Raw genomic sequence first — 21,475 nt, 5'->3', positions numbered from 1 at the left:
AGAAAATCTTATAAAGAGCTAACGGCGTCTAGAGGTATGCTTGCAGGGGCAAAACAAAGCCGGCCGCGGCCTGTTTGTTTGGCTTCGTAAAGGGCCGTATCGGCTTGTGCCATTAAGCTTAACTCGTCGCTGCTTTGTGTTATTGCAACCCCACCAGCACTACAACCTATACTATATTCCGCCAGTAAGGGGTCGCTGCGTAAGCCTTGCTGAATACGCTCAAAAACCAGCTTGGCGCTGTTGTTGTCGGCGTCTTGTAATAATAAAACAAACTCGTCACCACCATAGCGAAAAACACTATCGTAACCGCGCAGCTGTGCTTTCACCACAGTAGCAAAGCGTTTGAGAATACGATCGCCCATGTGATGTCCAGCCGAGTCGTTTACCTTTTTAAAGCCGTCTAAGTCGAGCAGCAACAGCATATAATGCAAATTGTTTCGTTGTTGGGTAATAATAGCGCGCTGAATCATTTCATCCATAAGCAAGCGGTTGCCAACCCCGGTTAAGTGGTCGTGCATGGCTTGCCGACGTACCCGAGCAAATTGCATGGCGTTACGTAATGGAAACACCAGCTGTTGGTGATAAAACCTAAGTTGCTTTAGGTCAGCAGCAGAAAAACCAGCGTGCTTACTATACACCAGTTGGCCAAGGTATTCCCCGTCGGCATAAAGGGCGGCATTGTGCTGTGGCTTTTGCTCTATATGGCCAAATACGGCAAAAATCAGCTCGTCAGCGGCAAAACTTAAGCTGTCGACACCTAATTGGGCCCGAGTTTCTTGGCCATACATTGTTAGTAACTGCTCGATGTCGAGTGTGGTTTGCAAGCGTTCACTAAGTTGGCCCTGTTGCCGAAAAACTTGTGTGGAAGCCAACACCTGAACACCATTTTGGTCACTTTGCTGTTCAACAATAACCATGGGATATACCTTATTCTTATTAATTTCTTGAAGGTATAAGCAAAGATTGCGCCACTGTTGCTAAGTTATTGATTATGTAATGGTAAGTTGGTGTTGGTCGGGCTTATGGCAGGGCGGTTTAAAGCAAGCGGCAAGAATCTGCCAGTTATTCGACAGGCATGCCGCCGAGCTCTAAAAACTGGTGAATGTCGTCGGCTTGTTTTTTTGCGTCTTCGAAGCCTAGTTGCATTAGTTCTCGGCAGTATTCTTTTTCAAACAATAAATAACTGACAATACTCGATGGGGTGTCGCGATCAACGCCGACAAAGCTTAATAAGTGCTGTACGGGCTTTGGCAAGCGATGGTAATGCTTGTGAGCAATGTCGTTAAAGTTATGCTGTGGATGGATCAGTAACGAGTGAATACGCCGTAACGACGGATGTGGTACGTTGGCTTGTTCAAGTTGATGAATAGTTTCGTTCACGCGGTTTAAGCGTTCTAGATCTGAATGTAGGGTGTCGGCAAAAATAGTGTCAAGTAAATGACCGGCAATAGTAGCATTGGAAGGCTCATAAGGGCCTTGCGGGCTGTGTTTAGCTTCCGGTTGGCCAAGGCTTATTACCATTATTTTACTAGCGCCCAAATGAATGGCTGGGCTTAAGGGCGACATTTGATGCACCGAGCCGTCGCCATAATATTCCCGTTGTACTTGGATAGCGGGAAACACTAAAGGAATAGCAGCCGAGGCCATTAAATGTTCGGTGTTTAAACGGGTGCGAAACCCTCGGCGTTTGGCACGCGACCAGTTTTGATACTTGGCAATACCCTCGTAGAAGGTGACCGAGTCGCCGGAATTATAAGACGACGCGGTTATGGCCACTGCACGCAAATGGCCATTGTGGATATGGCGACTAATGCGTTCAAAATTTATCACTTCATTTAACAATTCCCGTAGTGGTTGGTTGTTAAACATACTAACAGCTGGGCGTTCGGTTGTTTCAGATTGAAAAACACGGGCCACGCGGCCAAGAATTTGGCCAAATAGCTCGCCGGTACTACATTGGTACACTTGATGAGTTTCAAAATTACCCCAAATACGTTCGAGATGCTTTACCCCTAAGCGAAAATTGGACGCGTAACTAGCTAGCCCAGTGGAATTAATAGCGCCTGCTGAAGTACCACAAAGAATGCGAAAAGGTAACGGGTGAGCCCGAGGTACTAATTCCGCAATGCCTTTTAGCACACCTACTTGGTAGGCCGCACGGGCACCACCACCCGTGAGCAATAATGCTGGTTCGCGCGAAGAGATCATGGTTTGTATGGTTACTCCAACATTGTTAGGGCTAAGTTGCTTTTAATGAGCTGAAAACAGGTTAAACTAAGACGCTGTTTTTTTACATATGATTTTTGTGAGCCATGTTGCTAAACCAGTATGTGCTCACCCAAGCTGGCATTAGGTAAGGATTGTTATTATGACACAGGTTCCACTGGTGGACGCCGTGGCTTTCATTTTGTTTTTTAGTATTTGGTTTGGTTATGCTCGGTTTTCTCGTAAACGAGCAAAGAACCACCACTGTTTGTCGAGCATTCTTTGCACCTTACGGGTGGAGTGGATGAATGCTGTGGTATACAAAGAACAACACATAGCCGACGCGGCCTTAATAGGTAACGTTGAGCGCACAGTGACATTTTTTGCTTCGTCGACTATTTTTGTGTTGGCTGGGGTGCTTACTGTAACCGCTTCGAACGACGCTTTTGTGCGGGTGTTACATGAATTGCCATTTACGGTAGAACAAAGCCATTCCTTAGTGCTGTTAAAGCTAGGGGGCTTGTCGATGATTATGGTGTACGCATTTTTTAAATTTACCTGGGCAGTGCGTAAATTTGGTTTTGTGTCTATTTTATTAGGCATGGCGCCGTCGGTGAGTAAAGCCACCGTAGGCGAAGAAGAAAAAGCTAGGTTCGCTGTTAATACCGCTAAAATTATTGACCAAGCGGGCCATGAATATAACTACGGTTTACGGGCTTATTACTTTGCCCTAGGCTATTTATGTTGGTTTGTAAGCCCGTGGCTGCTTATTGTAGCGGCAGTTATTGTTACCGGCATATTGTATCGTCGTGAATATCATTCGCGGGTGTTACGGGCATTATTAGCCACCCGAAATTATGTGCCAGGGCCAAAAGCGCCGGGCGATTTATAAACGCTTAAACAGGAGAAAGGTTTGATTTTGCAGACTAGTTTTCTAGCATGGACACGGGCAAATGAATGGCACGCTGAGGCGTTAGCACCGGTTAAGCTAGCTAATGGCACCTTGGTGGAAATATGGGACAGTGGCGTGATTGTGTTTACCCCACCAAACCCAAATAACTGCGATATTATTTTGTCTTGTGCGGTGCACGGCGACGAAACAGCGCCAATTGAACTTTGCGATGACCTAATTGAACGATTACGAAATGGGCAATTGGTGTCGCGCTCTCGGCTCATGTTTTTAATTGCAAACCCAGCGGCTATTAATGTTGGCCGCCGCTTTGTTGAAGAAAACATGAACCGTTTATTTAGCGGCGCTCATAGCACGGGGCCTGGATTGGTAAATAAAGAGCGTGAGCGCACTAAAAACATTGAAAGCTATGTGGCGCGATTTTATAACCAAGGTATTGCATTTCAAGCTAGCGGCAATGAACCACCGCGGGAGCGCCTGCATTACGACATGCATACGGCTATTCGCGACTCGGCCCATGAAAAATTTGCTATTTACCCATACCAAAATGGCCAACCTTATAAAGCGCGGCAACTACAGTTATTAAAGGCAATGGGGGTGCCGGTTATTTTATTGCACGATGGCCCCACCACTACGTGTTCTTACTTTTCCGTGAATGAATTTGGCGCCAACGCCTTTACTCTTGAATTAGGTAAGGTGCGGCCGTTTGGGCAAAATGACATGAGCCGCTTTGCTTCGGTGAAAACCATGTTAGAAGCATTAATTACCGATACCTTAGAGTTAGACCAATTAGACCCCGATGACGTGCTTATTTACCAAGTGTTGCGCAGTATTAACCGCACGCAGGAAAATTTCGAACTAAACTTTCCTGACAACGTGGCAAATTTCACAGAGTTTCCACTTGGTTATGACTTAGCGCGGGACGGCGAACTTACTTACCCCGTTGAAGTTGAGGGCGAGTCGGTGGTGTTTCCTAATGCAAAAGTGGCCTTAGGGCAGCGGGCATTATTAACCGTAGTGGCAATTCCTACGGAGTCTTTAGATCTGGTCTGATCAGCTTGGGCGTGCCTAAATTCCTTGCGCAAAGGCGCATGGGCTATGGCTTGTACGCACAAATGAACACTTGGTTAGGCAACTGATATCGCTCTGCGTTTGCAACGACCTTTACGTAAAGGTAAAGTTGCGCGCAAAGGTCAACATGAGAAAAACATTATGACGAAGGAAACTACACCAACAACCAAAGTCACCTCAACCCTGACGGTGATACCGGCACATGCGGTGAACATTCCAATGTTCCAGCTGCTCAAAGAAGACGGTACCGTGCATAAAGGCGCAGTACTGCCGGAAGTTAGTAAAGAGTTAGCTCTAAAAATGTTCAGCACCATGCAATTCATTCGTTTGCTCGACGAACGAATGTTTGCTGCCCAACGACAGGGGCGTATTAGCTTCTATCTTTCTTCACTAGGTGAAGAAGCGGCCAGTATTGGTTCTGCTGCAGCAATTGAGTTTGAAGACATGATTATGAGCCAATACCGCGAGCAAGGTGCTTTAGCCTTCCGTGGGTTTACTGTTGAAGACTTTATGAATCAGTTGTTCTCGAATGAGCGCGACTTAGGTAAAGGACGCCAAATGCCAGTGCATTATGGTTCAGCGGCTCTTAATTTTATGACTATTTCGTCGCCATTAGGTACACAAATACCGCAAGCGGCGGGTTACGCCTATGGCCAAAAGCTGGAAGGTAATAAGAATTGTACCCTGGTTTATTTTGGTGAAGGTGCTGCTTCGGAAGGCGACTTCCATGCGGGGCTGAATATGGCTGCAGTATTTAAAGCGCCAGTTATTTTCTTCTGCCGTAACAATGGCTATGCCATTTCTACACCTGCAAACGAACAGTATGCGGGCGACGGCATTGCACCCCGTGCCACTGGTTATGGTATGAAAGCCATTCGGGTTGACGGCAACGATATTTTTGCCGTGTATAAAGCCACGCAAGAAGCGCGCCGCATAGCCCTTGAAGTAGGCGAGCCGGTATTAATTGAAGCTATGTCGTACCGTATGGCGGGGCATTCAACTTCAGACGATCCGTCGGGTTACCGTACCAAGGAAGAAGAGCAGCAGTGGCATAACAAAGACCCAATGCTGCGCTTCCAAAAATGGTTAGTGGCGAAAGGCTGGATGACCGAAGAACTTGCTGCAGAGCAAATGGAAGCACATAAAAAAGCCGTGCTTGAAGAGCTGAAAAAAGCTGAAACCATTCCTGCTCCACATGTAGACGAAATAATTACCGATGTGTACGACACGCCTACTGATTTGCAAAAAGAACAGTTAGCAGCGTTAAAAGAGCATATTCGTAAGTATCCAGAAGCATATCCAGCAACAGCGGCAGGAGTGAAGTAATGGCCAAGATGAATTTATTACAAGCCGTTAACAGTGCACTCGACATTGCGATGGCCAAGAATGACAAAGTTTGCGTTTTTGGTGAAGACGTTGGGCACTTTGGTGGTGTATTCCGCGCCACCAGCGGGTTACAAGAAAAATATGGGCGCGCCCGTTGTTTTAATACCCCGCTGGTAGAGCAAGGAATTATTGGTTTTGCCAATGGTTTGGCAGCGCAGGGCTCGTTCCCGATTGCTGAAATCCAGTTTGGAGACTATATATTTCCAGCCTTTGACCAAATTGTGAATGAAACGGCCAAATTCCGTTACCGTTCAGGTAATGAGTTTAATGTTGGCGGCCTTACTATTCGTACCCCGTACGGTGGTGGTATTCATGGTGGCCATTATCACTCTCAGTCGCCAGAAGCCTATTTTGCTCATACTCCAGGGCTAAAAATTGTAATACCCCGCAACCCCTACCAAGCGAAAGGGTTATTATTGAGCGCTATTTTTGATCCTAACCCAGTATTATTTATGGAGCCAAAGCGTTTATACCGCGCGGCTGTGGGTGAAGTTCCTGAAGAAGAGTACATGTTGCCACTAGGTAAAGCCGAAGTGGTAAAAGAAGGCACCGACGTAACCGTAGTAGGCTGGGGCGCACAAGTTGAAGTGATTGAAAAAGCAGTGGCCATGGCTGATAAAGACGGCGTGAGCGCTGAAATTATCGATTTACGTAGTATTTTGCCCTGGGACGTAGAAACAGTAGCAAAATCAGTGATGAAAACCGGTCGTTTAGTGGTAAGCCAAGAAGCGCCTCATACTATGGCGTTTGGTAGCGAAGTAGCGGCCACTATTCAAGAAAAATGCTTCTTGTATTTGGAGTCGCCGGTTATGCGTGCGTCTGGTTTAGACACGCCATACCCATTGGCCCATGAGAAAGAATACTTCTCAGATCACTTGAAAACCTATGAAGCAATTAAACGCTCACTGAACTACTAACAGGAGTAACCATGAGTACAGATTTTATTCTGCCCGATATTGGTGAAGGCATTGTTGAATGCGAAATTGTTGAGTGGCTCGTGAAAGAAGGCGATGTCATTCAAGAAGACCAAGTGGTTGTTGAAGTAATGACCGACAAGGCCGTGGTAGAAATACCCGCGAAATTCGATGGCGTTATCACCAAGTTGTATTACAACAAAGGCGATATAGCTAATGTAGGTCAGCCTATTTTTGCGATTGATACCGCTGGTAACGCAGTAAGCAACGCAGCAAGTAACGCAACAAAAAGTGCAGCAGCTGAACCTGTAACTGAGGCGAAAGCTGAAGCTGCTGCCGTTGCACCTGTAGCTGAAACCAAAGCGGCTTCAGCTAACGACTTTATTTTGCCCGATATCGGTGAAGGTACCGTTGAGTGTGAAATAGTTGAATGGCGTGTTGCAGAAGGCGACAAGGTCGTTGAAGACCAAGTAGTTGTTGAAGTAATGACCGATAAAGCGGTGGTAGAAATTCCCGCTAAATCTGACGGCGTGGTGAGCAAGCTTTATTATAATAAAGGCGACATTGCCCGTGTAGGTGAGCCACTGTTTGCACTATCAACAGGCGAAGCTAGCACAACAGTCGCTCAACCAACTGCTAAGCAGCCTACAGCAGTAGCAACGGAAGTTGCACGTAGTGCGGGTGGTGAATTTGAAGCGCCCCAGCCAGCTGTAGCCGGTAAAGTGCTCGCAAGCCCAGCGGTACGCCGCCGCGCTCGCGAGCAAGACATTGACTTAACCACAGTGCAGGGCTCGGGTAAAAAGGGCCGCATTTTAAAAGAAGACTTAACCGCTGCCCCAGCACCGGCTAAAGCCAGTACTGCAGCAGCAAGTTCACCTGCAGTGGCACCTACAGCCGGCGGTACTCGTACCGAGCCAATGCGTGGTGTGCGTGCGGTTATGGCACGCTTAATGACTGAGTCGGTGCAAACCATTCCGCACTTTACCTACGCCGAAGAGTTCGACTTAACGGAACTGCGTTTAATGCATGCAAAGCTTAAAGCCCAGTATGCCGAGCAAGGTGTGCGCTTAACTTTAATGCCGTTCTTCATTAAGGCTATGTCGTTAGCGTTGAGCGAGTTCCCAATTATGAACGCGCAACTAAACGAAGACGCAACAGAAATTACCTATTTCGACGACCACAATATTGGTATGGCAGTGGCCACGAAAGTAGGCTTAATGGTGCCAAATATTAAAGCCGTGCAAAAGCTGTCGTTACTAGAGGTTGCGGCAGAAGTAGCACGCTTAACCGCAAGTGCGCGAGAAGGTAAAGTAGCCCCTGCAGATATGAAGGGGGGTACGATTACTATCTCTAATATTGGTGTTGTTGGTGGTACAGTGACTACGCCTATTATCAATAAGCCAGAAGCAGCTATTGTGGCCTTAGGTAAAGTACAAACCTTACCGCGTTTTGCTGAAGACGGCACAGTGGTAGGGCGTGATATTATGACAGCAAGTTGGTCAGGTGATCACCGTATTATCGACGGAGCGACAATTGCTAACTTTAACAAACGTTGGCAGCAGTTTTTAGAAGATCCAATGCAAATGCTAACGGTCATGCGTTAAGCACGAATATGCATGGTGAAATAAAAGGTGAAATAAAAAAGGTCTGGCAATGCCAGACCTTTTTGTTTTTGTGCATTAATTAAATTACCGTTTGGCAACCATATTGCGTACTAAGCCTGGGAAGAAACGTTGCAACAGTGGGGCTAATTTACTGACGCCAGAGCCAACCACAACTTCGGCTTTATTTTTTTCGATGGCAGCAACAATTTCTTTGGCGCATTGCTCGGCAGAAATACCGCCGGCATTATCTGGGTCTGATTGGTTTAGCTTACTGCCGTCAGCAGACAGCGCATTATGGGCAATTTGAGTATGCACAAAACCTGGGCAAATGGTGGTGCAGCGCACATTCTTGTCGGCCATTTCCGCCCTTAGGCAGTCCATAAAGCCAATCACCCCAAACTTTGAGCCGGCATACCCACTACGTAACTTGGTACCTACTTTACCCGCCACTGAAGACACCGTAACAATATGGCCATCGCCTCGTTTTACCATGTTAGGTAATACCGCTTTGGTGAGTGCCACCACACTAAAGTAGTTAATTTCCATTAAGTTGCGGTACACCTGAAAATTGGTTTCAAGGGTTAAGCTGCGTTGCGACACACCCGCGTTGTTAATTAAAATATCAATTGGCTGTTGAGCTACTAAGGCTTGTGCTTGTTCATAGGCCGCCTCAGGCTGCATTAAATCGATGGGTAACACTTGGTGTTCGCCTGGTAAGCGGGCAGCGAGATCCTTTAATGTGGCTTCACTGCGGGCGCTTAAAATCAACTTGGCACCTTTGGCTGCTAACGCTTCGGCTAAGGCAAGGCCTATTCCTGAAGATGCACCGGTTAACCAAACCGTTTTACCTTGTAGTTGACTCATGACGTCACTTCTCCCATGTCGCGTTCTAGTTGTCTTTTTACGGGGGCAAAGCTTTTTCTATGTATTTTGCACACGCCGTGCTCTTGAATAAGTTCTAAATGTTGCTTGGTTGGGTAAGCCTTGTGCTGCTTAAAGTTATATTGTGGGTACTGCTCATGCCACTCCAACATTTGTCGGTCGCGCTCAACTTTAGCCAAAATAGATGCGGCAGCGATGCATTGCTCATGGGCGTCACCGCCGATAATGGCTTCAGCCGGCATGGCTAAACCGACTGGAATACGGTTGCCGTCGATTAAGGCTTTCTCGGGTTGCACACTTAAGGCTTCAACGGCTCGTTTCATGGCCAATAGCGAAGCGTGCAATATATTTAACTCGTCTATTTCGTCAGCGTCGCATTGGGCAATAGCCCAAGCAAGGGCGTGCTGTTTAATTTCTTCACTTAAAGCGTTACGTTTCTTTTCGCTGAGTTTCTTTGAATCGTTAATTCCTTCAATGGGGTGGTCGGGGTGCAAAATAACTGCTGCTGCCACCACGGGGCCTGCAATAGGGCCACGGCCTGCTTCATCGGCACCACAAATTAATGGAAATGCATAGGTGTTCATAGCTGAGCCTGTTTGTTTGCTGTTACTGGCGTAAAGCACATGCGCTGAACAAGTTGTTTGAGCATGTCTAATGAAGGTTTAATTTCGTCGAGGCGAATAAATTCGTCCGGTTGGTGTGCTTGGGCAATAGAGCCCGGGCCCATAACAATGGTTTCACAGCCAAGATCATTAATAAATGCCGCTTCAGTACAGTAGTTGGCGGGCTCGGCTTTATGACCACTGATTTCTTCAGCCAGCTTCACTAAGGTTGCATCGGCCGGGCAGCTATAACCGGGAATTGGTGGGTGCATGGCAGTAATGTCAATAGCACCAGGATATTGCTTGCGTAGTTCGCTAAGTTGCTGCACTAGCATGTTATCAAGGTAATCCATAGGCATACCGGGCAATGGCCGCATGTCCATGTGTAGTTCACAACAGGCACAAATACGGTTGGCGGCGTCGCCACCGTGTATATAGCCTAAATTTAGGGTTGGGTGCGGTACCCTAAAAGCAGGCTCGCTGTAGGTGTCGCGCAAATGCTGTTGGAGCTGTAACAGCTCATGAGTAACCTTATGCATTACTTCAATGGCATTTAAACCTGCGTCTGGGTCGGAACTATGGCCGCTGCGGCCAGTAACCCGTATACAGTCGGTAACATGCCCCTTGTGCATACGCACGGGTACCATGTTAGTGGGCTCGCCAATAATGGCAAATTCAGGCTTTAGGTTAGCAAAGCGGTGAAGTTCACGGGCCCCAGCCATAGTGGTTTCTTCATCGGCGGTGGCTAAAACATAAATAGGCTTAGTTAATTTTGTTAGGTCCATGTCGCGCAGGGTGTCGAGCACGAAAGCAAAAAAGCCTTTCATGTCGGCGGTGCCTAAGCCATACAGCTTGTTATTGGCTTCGGTTAGTTCAAAGGGGTTTTTACTCCAGCGACCTTCGTCCCAAGGTACCGTGTCGGTGTGGCCCGACAGCAATAAACCACCGCTTAAATGTTCAGGGCCAATGCGGGCTAATAAATTGAACTTACCCGTCTGCGACTCGAGCTCTTTTATACTAACTTTAAAACCAAGCTCGGTAAGCCAAATACCCAGTTGGTCAATAACGGTTTTATTCGACATGTCTAAGTCGGGGTTTAAGCACGAAATGGATGGTGACGCTACTAAAGCGCGGTACATATCGAGAAAAGCTGGAATACGTGCCATAAGGCCCTCGCAGTATGAATGAATAATTATGACAATATGCTAGTTATCTTATCACTTAGCCATAAAAAAGGAGCCGCAAAGCGACTCCTTTTGTGCTCATTGCAGGTGCTAAGTAACCGTTAGCCGGCCATTTGGTACAAGTAGTTCGCCTGAATACCTAATGGAATACCGAACATTGAACCAACCGTCCAGTACAAGATTAGGAAGCCCGACCAAGCAATAAGTAACGCTATGGAGTAAGGCAGCATAATAGAAACCAAGGTGCCAATACCGGTGCCTTTCACGTAACGCTGACAGTACACCACCACTAGCGGGAAGTAGGGCAGCAGTGGGGTAATAATATTACTGGCCGAGTCACCAACACGGTAAGCCGCCTGAGTTAAGTCGGGCGAATAACCGAGCTGCATGAGCATAGGTACGAAAATAGGTGCTATAAGTGCCCACTTAGCTGAAGCCGAGCCTACAAACAGGTTAATAAACGCTACTAGGAAAATAATTCCTATTAGCGTAACGCTGCCTGGTAAAGCAAGTGCTTTCAGGAAGTTAGCACCATTAATTGACATGATAATGCCAATGTTAGAGTCGCCAAAGGCCTTAATAAAGAGTGCACAGAAGAAGGCCATAACCACATAGTAAGCCATACCTTCCATTGAGCGTGTCATAGCGCTAATAACGTCGCGACTTTCTTTAAACACCCCAGCCACATAGCCGTGGACAATGCCTGGAATCCAGAAGAACAAGAAAATAAGCGGCACAATTGACTGCATTAGTGGTGCGGTAAAAGATGCTAATTCACCATCGGCGTCACGTAAGGCCGAGCCCTCGGGTAAACTTACTACCACCAGGAATATAGCCCCGGCTAACATAGTTAATACGGCCGAGTAAAATGCTTTACGGTCACGCGGGGTAACGGCTTCAATTTTTGGAATGTTGTCTGTGTCGCCGTCGATGGCAGTATTTTTTAAACGTGGTTCAATCACCTTATCGGTTAGCCACCAGCCTACGGCGATAACTAAAAATGACGATGCAGCGGTAAAGTACCAGTTGTTTAAAGGGTTAAGCTGAATGGTTTCGTCCATCATTTCAGCGGCAACTTGGGTAAACGACATGATCATTGGGTCGATAGCGCTCGGGATAAAGTTGGCGCTAAAGCCACCGGAAACCCCGGCAAAAGCAGCGGCAATACCGGCTAAGGGGTGCCGACCTGCAGCGTAGAAAATCATGCCGCCTAACGGGATAACCAACACGTAACCCGCGTCTACGGCCGTGTGGCTAATAATGGCGACTAAGATAAGCACCGGGGTTAATAGCTTTTTCGCAGTGGCGTCGATCATGAGCTTAATAGCTACATTAATAAAGCCACTTTGCTCGGCCACACCCACACCTAACATAGCCACCAACACCACGCCTAAGGGCGCAAAACCAGTGAAGGTGGTAACCATGGTGGAAAGAAAGTTGGCAAGGCGGTCTGGTGCTAAAAGGTTATTTACCTGAACCGCTTCCGTAGACCCAGGTAAAGGCGAACTAAAGGTATAAAAAGATAGGGCAAAACTAAGACCCCAAATAATGACGATCAGACCGGCGAACATGACAGCGGGATCAGGTAATTTGTTACCGACGATCTCAACTTTGTTCAACAGACGGTTTAAAAGACCGTCTTGGTCACTCCCTGTAATTTGCTTATTATTGCTCATTGCTTATCCCCGTGGTTAGCGCACGTGTTCTATGTAAATAATTGGTTAAAGGAACTAATCAAGAATACATGGAACAGTGCGCTGGGGGTAGAGACAATTGTATGAAGTCTGTCCAGTTAAAACAAAAAGCGTGCGCCAAAGCCCCAGGTCGACTTTGAATACACGTCGTTAAAGGTCATTCCCACCGACATTTGCGGACTAAAGTAGTACCAAATTGACGCCACCACACCGTGGTTTGAATTTAACCCAGAAAACTTAATGTAGCGGTAGCCTAAACGGGTTTCAAAGGCGTCAAAACGGTTACGCAGGCCGGTGTTTAAGGTATAAAAGTTGGTGCCATTATTAAAAACGTTGCTGCTTGGAGTGTAGCGGCCAAGAGAGCCAGAAAAGTCCCAGGTAACACCGTCGGCAATGGTGAAATATTTACCGGCGCCAATGTCTAGTACCGATTCGCGACGGCTATTGCCTTGGTAGCTTGAGTATTTAGTGTTCTGGTAGGTGCCAGTTACAAAAAACTTATGCTCTAACTCGTATTCCACATCAATAAATAAACCACTGCTACTGCCATTGCTGTCGGTGTAAGCCGCAGACACATGGGTATAGCTAGGCTGGCTAAGCGTAACCGCTTGGCTTGGCAAGGCAAAGAGCATGAGTGCAGCGCCAACTAGTAATGCGCCAGTGGTTTTTTGGAAGCTGTGTGCCAACATGAAAAGTCTCCGCAAGAAAAAGTGGGTGTAGCTATGGGGCAAGTATACCATGGTAAAAGCTAATTCTTGACTGTACTGCGTAAGCATTCTGTTAAGGCGAACGCTGAGCTGGGCTTAATTAAAGCTAGACAGCATACCCAAGGCCAGAAAGTTTACGGTATGATAGAAAAAACCATAAAACTTAGAACACATTTTTGTTTGTGTTTACCTACATAAAAGGTTGCCTCCATGACCATTAAGGCTATGAACAACACATTAAAATTAAGCGCCCTTGTTGCAGGGCTAATGTTTGCATTTTCTGCTGCCGCTGTTGAACGCAGCCAAGTTTGGGTGCATGAAATTGAACAGCCTGCTGGGGCGGTTGCTTTAGCCCAAAGCGCGCAAGCAAATGAGCTTCGCGACTCGCTTGTACAGCCTTGGGTGCACCAGTTACCTAGTGGTAGCCGCTTAGTCGATAAGTCTGGCCAAGTAAGTACTTTGCCTGTGCTGCAAGTGCCTTTAGCTACCACCCGCTTTACTCAAGGAAAAGTAACCGTAGCAGGTGCTGAAAAAGTAACTTTTTATATGAACGGTGAGCGCATTAAAAGTAGTGGCGCCAGTGCTGAACTTGCGTTGCGCACCGGCGACCATCAGCTTCTGGTTTTAGTTGAAGACGCTAGTGACTGGGCAAGTTTAGACTTAACTTGGGAAGGTAAGGCAGAGCATGACTTACTCGATACGAGTAAACCCAGCAGGCTACGCATAAGCCAAGAGCAAATGTTCGACACTCCTAGCGTCACCTTGGTTGAGGTGTCGCCTAATGGCCAATATATGGTTTGGCGCAAGCAGCACTTCACGCCAGCCACTGGTAATAAGGCGCAGGTAGACTTACAAGTTTTCGACATCAAAAACCAACGCACCCTGTATCGCTGGGATAATGCAGGAGCTTATGGGTTCGCTTGGCATGACAATAGCCAGCAGTTAGCCTTTATTCAGGGCGAGCGCGTACAACGCTTAAACCTGAACGACTTGTCGCAAGAAACACTAACCGCCGAGCTTAAGGGGCTACGGAATATAACCTGGGCAAATCAAGACACTTTGCTTTTAAGCTGGAATAAAAAAGGCGAGCAAGACGGCGATATGATTAAACATTATCGTGCCTTAGAAGATCGTTGGTCGAGTTTTCGTGACAATAGCCAGCTTTATACTTTAAATGTAAACAACAAAGCATTACAGCAAATAAGCTCAGGCCAATCGTCGATTAGCTTGCGGAGTGTAAATAACGACGGTGAGCGTATTTTAGTCAGCGAAAGGCTGATTGACTACACTGAGCCGGCCCATAGCAAAACCGCCTTGCGCGAGCTAAATATAACAACTGGCGCCGTGGTAGAGCTTGGTGAACACCGCACGCTAAATAACGCTATTTATGTGGGTAATGATATTTATGTGGTAGCGGGGCCGGAATTTGCGAATGGCGCAGGGCGTAATTTGCCGGAAGGCTGGTTAGCGAATAACTACGACGGGCAGCTATATCGCTTACAGCGCAATGGCCAAGTAGTAGCCTTAAGCCGTAACTTCAACCCAGCAATTGGAAGCTTGCAAGGCTTATCGAATGGCAACCTGCTGCTTTCGGTAACAGAACATGACACGACGCAGCTGTATTCATATCGCGTGCAAGAAAATGACTTTCAGCGGGTAAATACTGGGCTTGATGTGGTGAACAGTTTTAGTGCTAGCGAAGAAGCAATCCCAACCATTTATTTTGCTGGTACCGGTGCGACAGCGCCTAGTCGTTTAGCTAGCGTGCAGTTAGGGCAAGGCACCCCTAAAGTGCTGTGGGACAGTGCGCAATATTATAGCAACAACCATATTCACGACATTCGTGAGTGGAACTTTAAAAACCAAGCGAACGACACTATTTATGGCCGAGTTCATTTGCCGCCAAACTTCGACCCTAAGCAACAATATCCGGCGTTAGTTTATTACTACGGCGGTACCTCGCCGGTGCAACGGGCTTTTACGGGACGTTACCCATTTAACCAGTGGGCTGCACAAGGCTATGTGGTGTATGTAATTCAACCTTCAGGTGCCACTGGTTTTGGGCAAGAATTTTCAGCTCGGCATGTGAACGCTTGGGGTGAATACACGGCTAACGACATTATCGACGGTACCAAGCAGTTTTTAGCCGCCCATGACTTTGTTGATCCGGCCCGAGTAGGCCACTTAGGGGCGTCGTACGGTGGCTTTATGACCATGTTGTTGGCTACACAAACAGATATATTCAGTGCTTCTATGTCGCATGCAGGTATTAGTAATATAACGTCGTACTGGGGCGAAGGCTGGTGGGGCTTCCTGTATTCAGGCGAGGCGACCAAAGGCTCTTTCCCTTGGAATAACCCCGAGCTATATAGCCAGCGGAGTCCGGTGTTCCATGCGGACAAAGTAACTGCACCCATGTTACTAATTCATGGCGATTCTGATACCAACGTGCCACCGGGCGAAAGCCACCAAATGTATACGGCATTAAAAATATTGGGTAAAGAAGTAGAGCTGGTGGAATTTAAGGGGGCTGATCACCATATTATTCCGCGCGACGCACGTTTTCGTTGGTGGGACACCTACATGGCCTTTTTCGACAAGCACTTAAAAGGCGAGCCCGAGTGGTGGAACTATTTACACCCAGCCAGCGAGTAAGCGTTGTTAACCTTATTTAAAAACCTACCTTGGTCTGCGAAGTACACAGTGCCACCGCTAGTGGTGTCGCTGTTACTTATGCTGGTGTTTTTTTTACCTGACGCAACCAAGCTTACGCTAACCTTCGAACGCGAGCTGATTATTCAAGGCCAATGGTGGCGGTTGCTTACGGGGCAGGCGGTGCACTGGGGGCTTGGGCATTTTATTATGAATGTGGCTGGCGTGTGGTTAGTTTGGTTGCTGTTTGCTGAATATGCCACCGGCTGGCGCTATGGCGTGATTATTGTTGCTATTGCCGTAGCGAGTAACTTAGGTATGTTCTGGTTTGATCCAAAGGTGGAATACTATGTGGGTTTTTCAGGCACCTTATATGGGCTTTTTGCCTGGGGCGGGGTGCAAGACATTCGCCACAAAGTACCCTTTGGTTGGCTACTGCTGGTTGCGGTTGTTGTCAAAGTGGCTTACGACTTAAGGTTTGGTGCCGTGTCTATTTCTGGTGTAAGCGCCGACAACCTAGCAGTAGCGGCGCATTTCTTCGGGGTGGTTGGTGGCATACTGCTAGCCCTTGTTAGCAATAACCGCTGGCAGCGTGGCTAGTGCTCGAAAATTCACTTTCGCTTCCGTGGCTGTTTATTCTTTCTGTTTTTAGCGTGTTTACGCAGCTGGTACTCACGCACCATGGCTTTTAACCGAGCGCGTTTACGTTCCCACCGCCAGCGTTTCACCGCTAGCAAAACCCCAAGAATTAAAATGGCAAGACCAAATATTATGGCACTTTGCTCGGCTAGAGCTTGCGTTTTTTGTTCTAAATGAGAATCAAGTGCTGGGGTTACGCTTAAATAAATATCATACATAATTGGCAGGCCAAAAATGAGGGCTGCCGAGGCAATTAACGTCCACCCTAATATATGCACAGAGCGCGGTAAGCGCCTTGATTCTTTGCCATTAGTTATTTTTTGCTGGTTTTTTGTGCGCCGCATGCCACGCTCACGTTAATAAAATTAATTTATGTGCTCATTTTAGCATGGTTAGAGATTTTTATAGCCAGAATAAGAATGGTGCAGAGTTTGACAAATTGACCCATTCATTTAAGATAGTAACCAGTTACTATCTTTTCTTGAGGGTTTTATGAATCGACTTGCTGCACTCGCTGTATTTGAACTATTTTTATTAAGTTGCTGTTCGAGGGCAGTATAATGAAAAATAAACTTAAGACCTTTTTAAAAGGCTCACCGGTTTTGGTTGGCTTGTTTTTAGGTGCATTGTTGATTGTTATTTTTATTGCTAGCCGACAATCGCCAGAATGGGTGGAAACAAAGAATGATCCTCTTTTGGTGCAAGTAATTGAAGCACAGTTATTGCCTTTCCGTGTTGAAGCACGGGGCCATGGTGTGGCGCGGCCAACTGAAACGTGGCAGGCCACTGCCAATGTAATGGGCCGAGTAGTAGAGCGTCATGCGGAATTAGAAAGCGGTACTATTATTTCTGCGGGCAGTTTATTAGTTGCTTTAGACCCAAGCCGCTATGAACTGGCGATTGCCGATGCGCAAGCCGAGATTAATAGTGTGCAAACCGAGCAGCGAAAGTTAAATTTAGAACAATTAAATACACAGCGTTTACTAGAGTTAGAGCAAGCACGTTTGGCGCTATCGGAACAAGAGCTAAGCCGCCAACAACGTTTAGCCGAAGTAGGTACCGTGTCGCAAACACGGCTAGACGAACAGCACCGAGCTACTCTTGCCCAGCGCCAAGCGGTAACTACCTTAGAAAATAATTTAAGTTTAATACCAGCCCAGTTAGACATGCTAACTGCCCGCCTAGCAAGAGCAAAAGTTCGTTTGGCGCAAAGTGAACGAGACTTGCAAGACACCCGTTTTTTAGCACCCTACGACCTTAGGTTAGGGCCAGTAGAAGTACAGTTGCATCAGTTTGTGGCTGTAGGGCAACGACTTTTTCAAGCCGACAATATTAGTACGGCGGAAGTAGAAGCGCGAATACCTTTTTCGCAGTTGAGCCGTTTACTGGGTAACGTGTCGAGCAAGTCGAGAGATGCCATTACTATAGCCGAGAGGCTTGATTTGTCGGTGCTCGACGCGCGCTTAGAGCTAGTGGGCGCTACAGGTGTTGCTTGGCCTGGTAAGGTTGTACGTATAGCCAGTGGTTTAGACCCTAAAACCCGGGCGGTGCGGGTGGTGGTTCGGGTAGAACGGCCTTATGAAAATATACAGCTGCCGCACAAACCGGCGTTACAAAGAGATATGTATACCCGGGTGGTTATTTCAACCCATAGTGAGGCACCGTTACTTGCTATACCGGCCAGTGCTGTTCATCAAGGTGAAGTAAGGCTGGTGAATAGCCAACAGCAACTTGAACGGCGTGTGGTGCAAGTTGATTTTGAGCAAAATGGCCTAGCGGTTATTACTGCAGGAATTGAGCCCGGAGAGTTGGTGATAGTAGACGACATTGCCAGTGCGATTCAGGGCACACTGGTATTACCCCAACGTAATGAGGCCTTAGAGCACCGTATTGTTAGCCTAGCGGCAGGAGAGCAGCAATGATTCGTTGGTTTGCAGGCCACCCAACCGCCGCTAATTTGCTCATGCTTATTATTTTGGCAGCAGGTATTTTTGCGGCTCCCGCCTTAAAACGTGAAACCTTTCCCGACTATCGGCCAACGGAAGTGTCAATTTCTATGCTTTATCGTGGGGCCAGTGCGGCTGACGTTGAAGACGCTATCTGTCGGCGCTTATATGATGCGGTGAAAGGGGTTGAATACCTAGATGAATTTCGCTGTGCCGCGCAAGACAATATTGCTACAGCTACGGCAAAAATGATGGCCGAAGGCGAGCCCATTCGCTTCTTGACCGAGCTGCAAACAGAAGTAAATGCCATTATTGACTTACCCGCTCGCGCCGAGCCTCCCATTGTTCGTGAACTTCACCGCAGTGATTTAGTTGCTGCGGTTGCAGTAGGCGGCGACTTGCCGATTAACCAGCTGGAAGACTACGCTTTACGTTTAGAAGCTAAAATAATGGCGCTTGAAGGTGTTGCCCAAGTGGCTATTCATGGGGTATCACAACGGCAATGGCAAGTAAGTGTGCCCCGCGATGTGCTTGGTCAACATGGCCTTTCTGCCCGTACTTTAGCTAGGCGTGTAACTGGGCAAAACATTGATTTACCTTTAGGCACGCTTGAAACCCGCGATCGCGATGTGCTGTTGCGCTTTACCGATCAACGCCGTTCCTTAGCCGACTTAGCTTTACTGGTGGTGGCCTCTGATAGTGACGGCGGTGAAATTACTTTAGGCCAAATTGCCACGCTGCGTGAAGTAGGTGAGCGGGCGGAAGAAAAAGTACACTTTAATGGTCGGCCCGCGGTAGTGCTGGAAGTAAGTAAGGCATTACAGGCCGATGCGCTTAAAGTGAAAGATCAGCTAGATCAGTTAATTGCAGATGAAAGCAAGCACTACCATGGCTTAATGGAGCTAACCGTAACCCAAGACATGACTAGCATTGTTCGCGACCGGCTTAAAATGTTGGTTGAAAACGGGGTGATGGGTTTCTTGCTGGTCGTGCTGGTAATGAGCTTATTTTTCCGCCCTAGCTTGGCCATTTGGGCTGTTTTAGGGTTGCCCGCAGCTTTTATGGGCGCCTTTATTGTGATGGCCTTTACCGGCTTAAGCATAAATATGATTACTCTAGTTGGTTTGTTGATGGCCATTGGTATTGTTATGGACGATGCCATTGTGATTACCGACAACATTGCAACTTTAGCGCAACAGGGTAAGTCGCCTTTCGAAGCCGTAGTGGAAGGTACTCGGCAGGTTTTGCCAGGAGTATTTTCGTCATACTTAACTACTGCTGCAGTGTTTTTACCCCTTGCATTTTTAGTAGGAGAGTTAGGGGCGGTATTGGAAGTATTGCCTATTGTATTAGTGGCAGCCCTAACGGCTAGCTTAATTCAAGCCTTTTGGGTTTTGCCTCATCATTTAAGACGCAGTGTTGCCAAATTAGAGCAAAAGCAAGCATCGAAATTAAGACAGCGCTTTGACCAAGCCTTCGACACTTTTCGTGAAGCCGTTGGTCGCTTTACGGATCACGCTATTCGGTTTAGGTACGGTGTGTTGGCTGCTGTTATTGTGCTTATTCTTGGTTCGGTGGGCTACATTGCTGGCGGGCATATTGGCAGTGAGGCTATGCCAGAAATTGACGGTGACGTGCTTGAAGCGCGAGTTTTGATGCCACAAGGTACGCCCCTTGCGCGTACGGAAGAAGTAACCGCACAAGTCGAAGCGGCCATGCAGCGACTCAATGAGAAATATAGCCCCTTGCAACCGGGTGATGCTGCTTTAGTTGTTGCCATGCAAACACGATTTAATTTCAACCGTAGCGCCCATGAAGCGGGCCCGCATGTGGCAACGGTTATTGTTGACCTATTAACCGCCGAGCAGCGCAGTATAACTTTGAATGAGCTGACAATGGCTTGGCAGCAAGAAATAGGTGTGATTAATGGAATTGAACGCTTAATTATTCAAGAGCCAGGCTTTGGTCCTTCGGGCACACCCGTTGAAGTTCGTTTACAAGGCGACGACTTAGCTGAGCTGAAAACGGCCTCGGCGGAACTGGCACAGTTTTTAAGCAATTATTCAGCCGTATATAACGTTACAGACGACTTACGTTTAGGAAAGCCACAACGGGCCTTTGCTTTAGCTGAAGGGGCTCATGGTTTGGGCTTAACAGCTGAAGACGTGGCGTCGCAATTACGGGCCGCATTTCTTGGCGACATTGTTGATCGACAGCGTATTGGCGACCATGACGTACAAATAGTGGTACGGCAAAGTGAAGCAAACCGAAGTAGCCTTGACGATATTGCTGATCACACCATTATTTTACCTAATGGCCAGCAGGTACCTCTTGACGTGGTAACCACCATTACAGAGCGGCGCGACTGGTCGCGTATTAATCGAATTGACGGCCGCCGCACCGTAACAGTAGAAGCTAATGTAAATGCTCAGCTTTCAAGTGGACAAGTTATTGTGGGTGAACTAAAGAAAAGCTGGCTGCCAGACTTTGAAATGCGTTACCCCAATATACATGTGGTATTTGAAGGCCAAGTAGCCCGTTCGGCTGAAACCGGGGGGTCGATAGGCCGAGGGTTGCTGATAGGCCTTGTGGGTATTTTTATTATTCTTTCATTCCAGTTTCGCAGTTATGTAGAGCCCCTAATTGTTATGCTGTCGATACCCTTAGCCTTTATTGGTGTGCTTTGGGGCCATGTGTTTATGGGCTATTACTTGTCGATGCCGTCACTTATCGGAGCTGCGTCGTTGGCGGGAATTGTGGTTAATAATGCTATTTTGCTTATTCAATTTATTAAAACGAATCGGCAGCAGGGCTTAACTACAGTAATTGCAGCAGGGCAAGCAAGCCGCGACAGGCTTCGCGCCATACTTATTTCATCTACCACAACCATTGCTGGCTTATTACCCTTGTTAGCCGAAACCAGTACTCAAGCGGGCTCGATAAAGCCTCTGGCAATTGCGGTAGTATTTGGCTTGTTAAGTGCCACGGTGCTTGTCATTGTGGTAATTCCGGCATTTTATGTGCTGCTAGATGATTGGGGGCTGGCGCAAGAGCAAGAGCCGTCCAGCCACTAAACCGT

Annotated in this window: 17 protein-coding genes; 9 read left to right on the top strand and 8 right to left on the bottom strand. The window is 47.4% G+C overall.

Translation table 11 applies throughout. The features are described 5' to 3' along the window. Window positions 1-8: 8 nt before the first annotated feature. Together M1L23_RS01070 and M1L23_RS01065 are read right to left on the bottom strand one after the other, a co-directional pair. Window positions 9-917, bottom strand: a complete 909-nt coding sequence (locus tag M1L23_RS01070; RefSeq protein ID WP_252625140.1) for a GGDEF domain-containing protein — start codon at window positions 915-917, stop codon at window positions 9-11. Between the two features lie 145 nt (window positions 918-1,062). Continuing rightward, on the bottom strand, window positions 1,063-2,208 hold the full coding sequence (locus M1L23_RS01065; RefSeq protein WP_252625139.1) for a patatin-like phospholipase family protein: 1,146 nt from the start codon (window positions 2,206-2,208) through the stop codon (window positions 1,063-1,065). Window positions 2,209-2,368: 160 nt separating this feature from the next. Between M1L23_RS01065 and M1L23_RS01060 the strand changes: the two genes are divergently transcribed. The 5 genes from M1L23_RS01060 to M1L23_RS01040 all read left to right on the top strand — a co-directional run bounded on the left by M1L23_RS01060 (window position 2,369) and on the right by M1L23_RS01040 (window position 8,090). Then, window positions 2,369-3,097, top strand: a complete 729-nt coding sequence (locus M1L23_RS01060; protein WP_252625138.1) for a DUF599 domain-containing protein — start codon at window positions 2,369-2,371, stop codon at window positions 3,095-3,097. Between the two features lie 21 nt (window positions 3,098-3,118). Then, window positions 3,119-4,168, top strand: coding sequence for a succinylglutamate desuccinylase (gene astE / locus M1L23_RS01055; RefSeq protein ID WP_252625137.1), 1,050 nt, complete (start codon window positions 3,119-3,121; stop codon window positions 4,166-4,168). A gap of 159 nt (window positions 4,169-4,327) precedes the next feature. Continuing rightward, window positions 4,328-5,512, top strand: coding sequence for a thiamine pyrophosphate-dependent dehydrogenase E1 component subunit alpha (locus tag M1L23_RS01050; protein ID WP_252625136.1), 1,185 nt, complete (start codon window positions 4,328-4,330; stop codon window positions 5,510-5,512). After that, on the top strand, window positions 5,512-6,489 hold the full coding sequence (locus M1L23_RS01045) for a transketolase C-terminal domain-containing protein (RefSeq protein ID WP_252625135.1): 978 nt from the start codon (window positions 5,512-5,514) through the stop codon (window positions 6,487-6,489). The genes M1L23_RS01050 and M1L23_RS01045 overlap by 1 nt, the downstream gene beginning before the upstream one ends. 11 nt (window positions 6,490-6,500) lie before the next feature. Continuing rightward, window positions 6,501-8,090, top strand: coding sequence for a dihydrolipoyllysine-residue acetyltransferase (locus M1L23_RS01040; RefSeq protein ID WP_252625134.1), 1,590 nt, complete (start codon window positions 6,501-6,503; stop codon window positions 8,088-8,090). An 84-nt stretch (window positions 8,091-8,174) separates the two neighbouring features. On the opposite strand, the gene M1L23_RS01035 is transcribed toward M1L23_RS01040, so the two are convergent. The 5 genes from M1L23_RS01035 to M1L23_RS01015 all read right to left on the bottom strand — a co-directional run bounded on the left by M1L23_RS01035 (window position 8,175) and on the right by M1L23_RS01015 (window position 13,141). After that, on the bottom strand, window positions 8,175-8,954 hold the full coding sequence (locus M1L23_RS01035; protein WP_252625132.1) for an SDR family oxidoreductase: 780 nt from the start codon (window positions 8,952-8,954) through the stop codon (window positions 8,175-8,177). Further along, window positions 8,951-9,556, bottom strand: a complete 606-nt coding sequence (rnhB, locus tag M1L23_RS01030; protein ID WP_252625130.1) for a ribonuclease HII — start codon at window positions 9,554-9,556, stop codon at window positions 8,951-8,953. Before rnhB ends, M1L23_RS01035 begins: the two co-directional genes overlap by 4 nt. Continuing rightward, window positions 9,553-10,740 carry an acetylornithine deacetylase gene (gene argE, locus M1L23_RS01025; RefSeq protein WP_252625128.1) on the bottom strand — a complete coding sequence of 396 codons (1,188 nt, stop codon included), beginning with the start codon at window positions 10,738-10,740 and terminating at the stop codon, window positions 9,553-9,555. The genes rnhB and argE overlap by 4 nt, the downstream gene beginning before the upstream one ends. Before the next feature lie 119 nt (window positions 10,741-10,859). After that, window positions 10,860-12,434, bottom strand: coding sequence for an AbgT family transporter (locus tag M1L23_RS01020; RefSeq protein WP_252625121.1), 1,575 nt, complete (start codon window positions 12,432-12,434; stop codon window positions 10,860-10,862). 116 nt (window positions 12,435-12,550) lie between these two features. Beyond that, window positions 12,551-13,141, bottom strand: a complete 591-nt coding sequence (locus M1L23_RS01015) for a hypothetical protein (protein ID WP_252625119.1) — start codon at window positions 13,139-13,141, stop codon at window positions 12,551-12,553. Between the two features lie 228 nt (window positions 13,142-13,369). Here M1L23_RS01015 and M1L23_RS01010 point away from each other — a divergent pair, with 228 nt between their 5' ends. Further along, complete coding sequence (locus M1L23_RS01010) at window positions 13,370-15,814, top strand: alpha/beta hydrolase family protein (RefSeq protein ID WP_252625118.1); 2,445 nt, start codon at window positions 13,370-13,372, stop codon at window positions 15,812-15,814. 3 nt (window positions 15,815-15,817) lie between these two features. Further along, complete coding sequence (rrtA, locus tag M1L23_RS01005; RefSeq protein ID WP_252625117.1) at window positions 15,818-16,411, top strand: rhombosortase; 594 nt, start codon at window positions 15,818-15,820, stop codon at window positions 16,409-16,411. Between the two features lie 11 nt (window positions 16,412-16,422). Here rrtA and M1L23_RS01000 read toward each other — a convergent pair whose 3' ends face one another. After that, window positions 16,423-16,794: a hypothetical protein gene (locus M1L23_RS01000; protein WP_252625116.1), complete on the bottom strand. Its 372-nt coding sequence runs from the start codon at window positions 16,792-16,794 to the stop codon at window positions 16,423-16,425. A gap of 216 nt (window positions 16,795-17,010) precedes the next feature. Between M1L23_RS01000 and M1L23_RS00995 the strand changes: the two genes are divergently transcribed. Further along, window positions 17,011-18,372: an efflux RND transporter periplasmic adaptor subunit gene (locus M1L23_RS00995; RefSeq protein WP_252625115.1), complete on the top strand. Its 1,362-nt coding sequence runs from the start codon at window positions 17,011-17,013 to the stop codon at window positions 18,370-18,372. Beyond that, window positions 18,369-21,470, top strand: a complete 3,102-nt coding sequence (locus tag M1L23_RS00990; protein WP_252625114.1) for an efflux RND transporter permease subunit — start codon at window positions 18,369-18,371, stop codon at window positions 21,468-21,470. Before M1L23_RS00995 ends, M1L23_RS00990 begins: the two co-directional genes overlap by 4 nt. The last annotated feature ends 5 nt before the right edge of the window (window positions 21,471-21,475 follow it).

The organism is Aliidiomarina quisquiliarum (genome assembly GCF_023922585.1).
GTDB lineage: Bacteria > Pseudomonadota > Gammaproteobacteria > Enterobacterales > Alteromonadaceae > Aliidiomarina > Aliidiomarina quisquiliarum.
The sequence above is the reverse complement of the archived record's forward strand: the minus strand, read 5'-3'. Positions and strand labels throughout refer to the sequence as shown.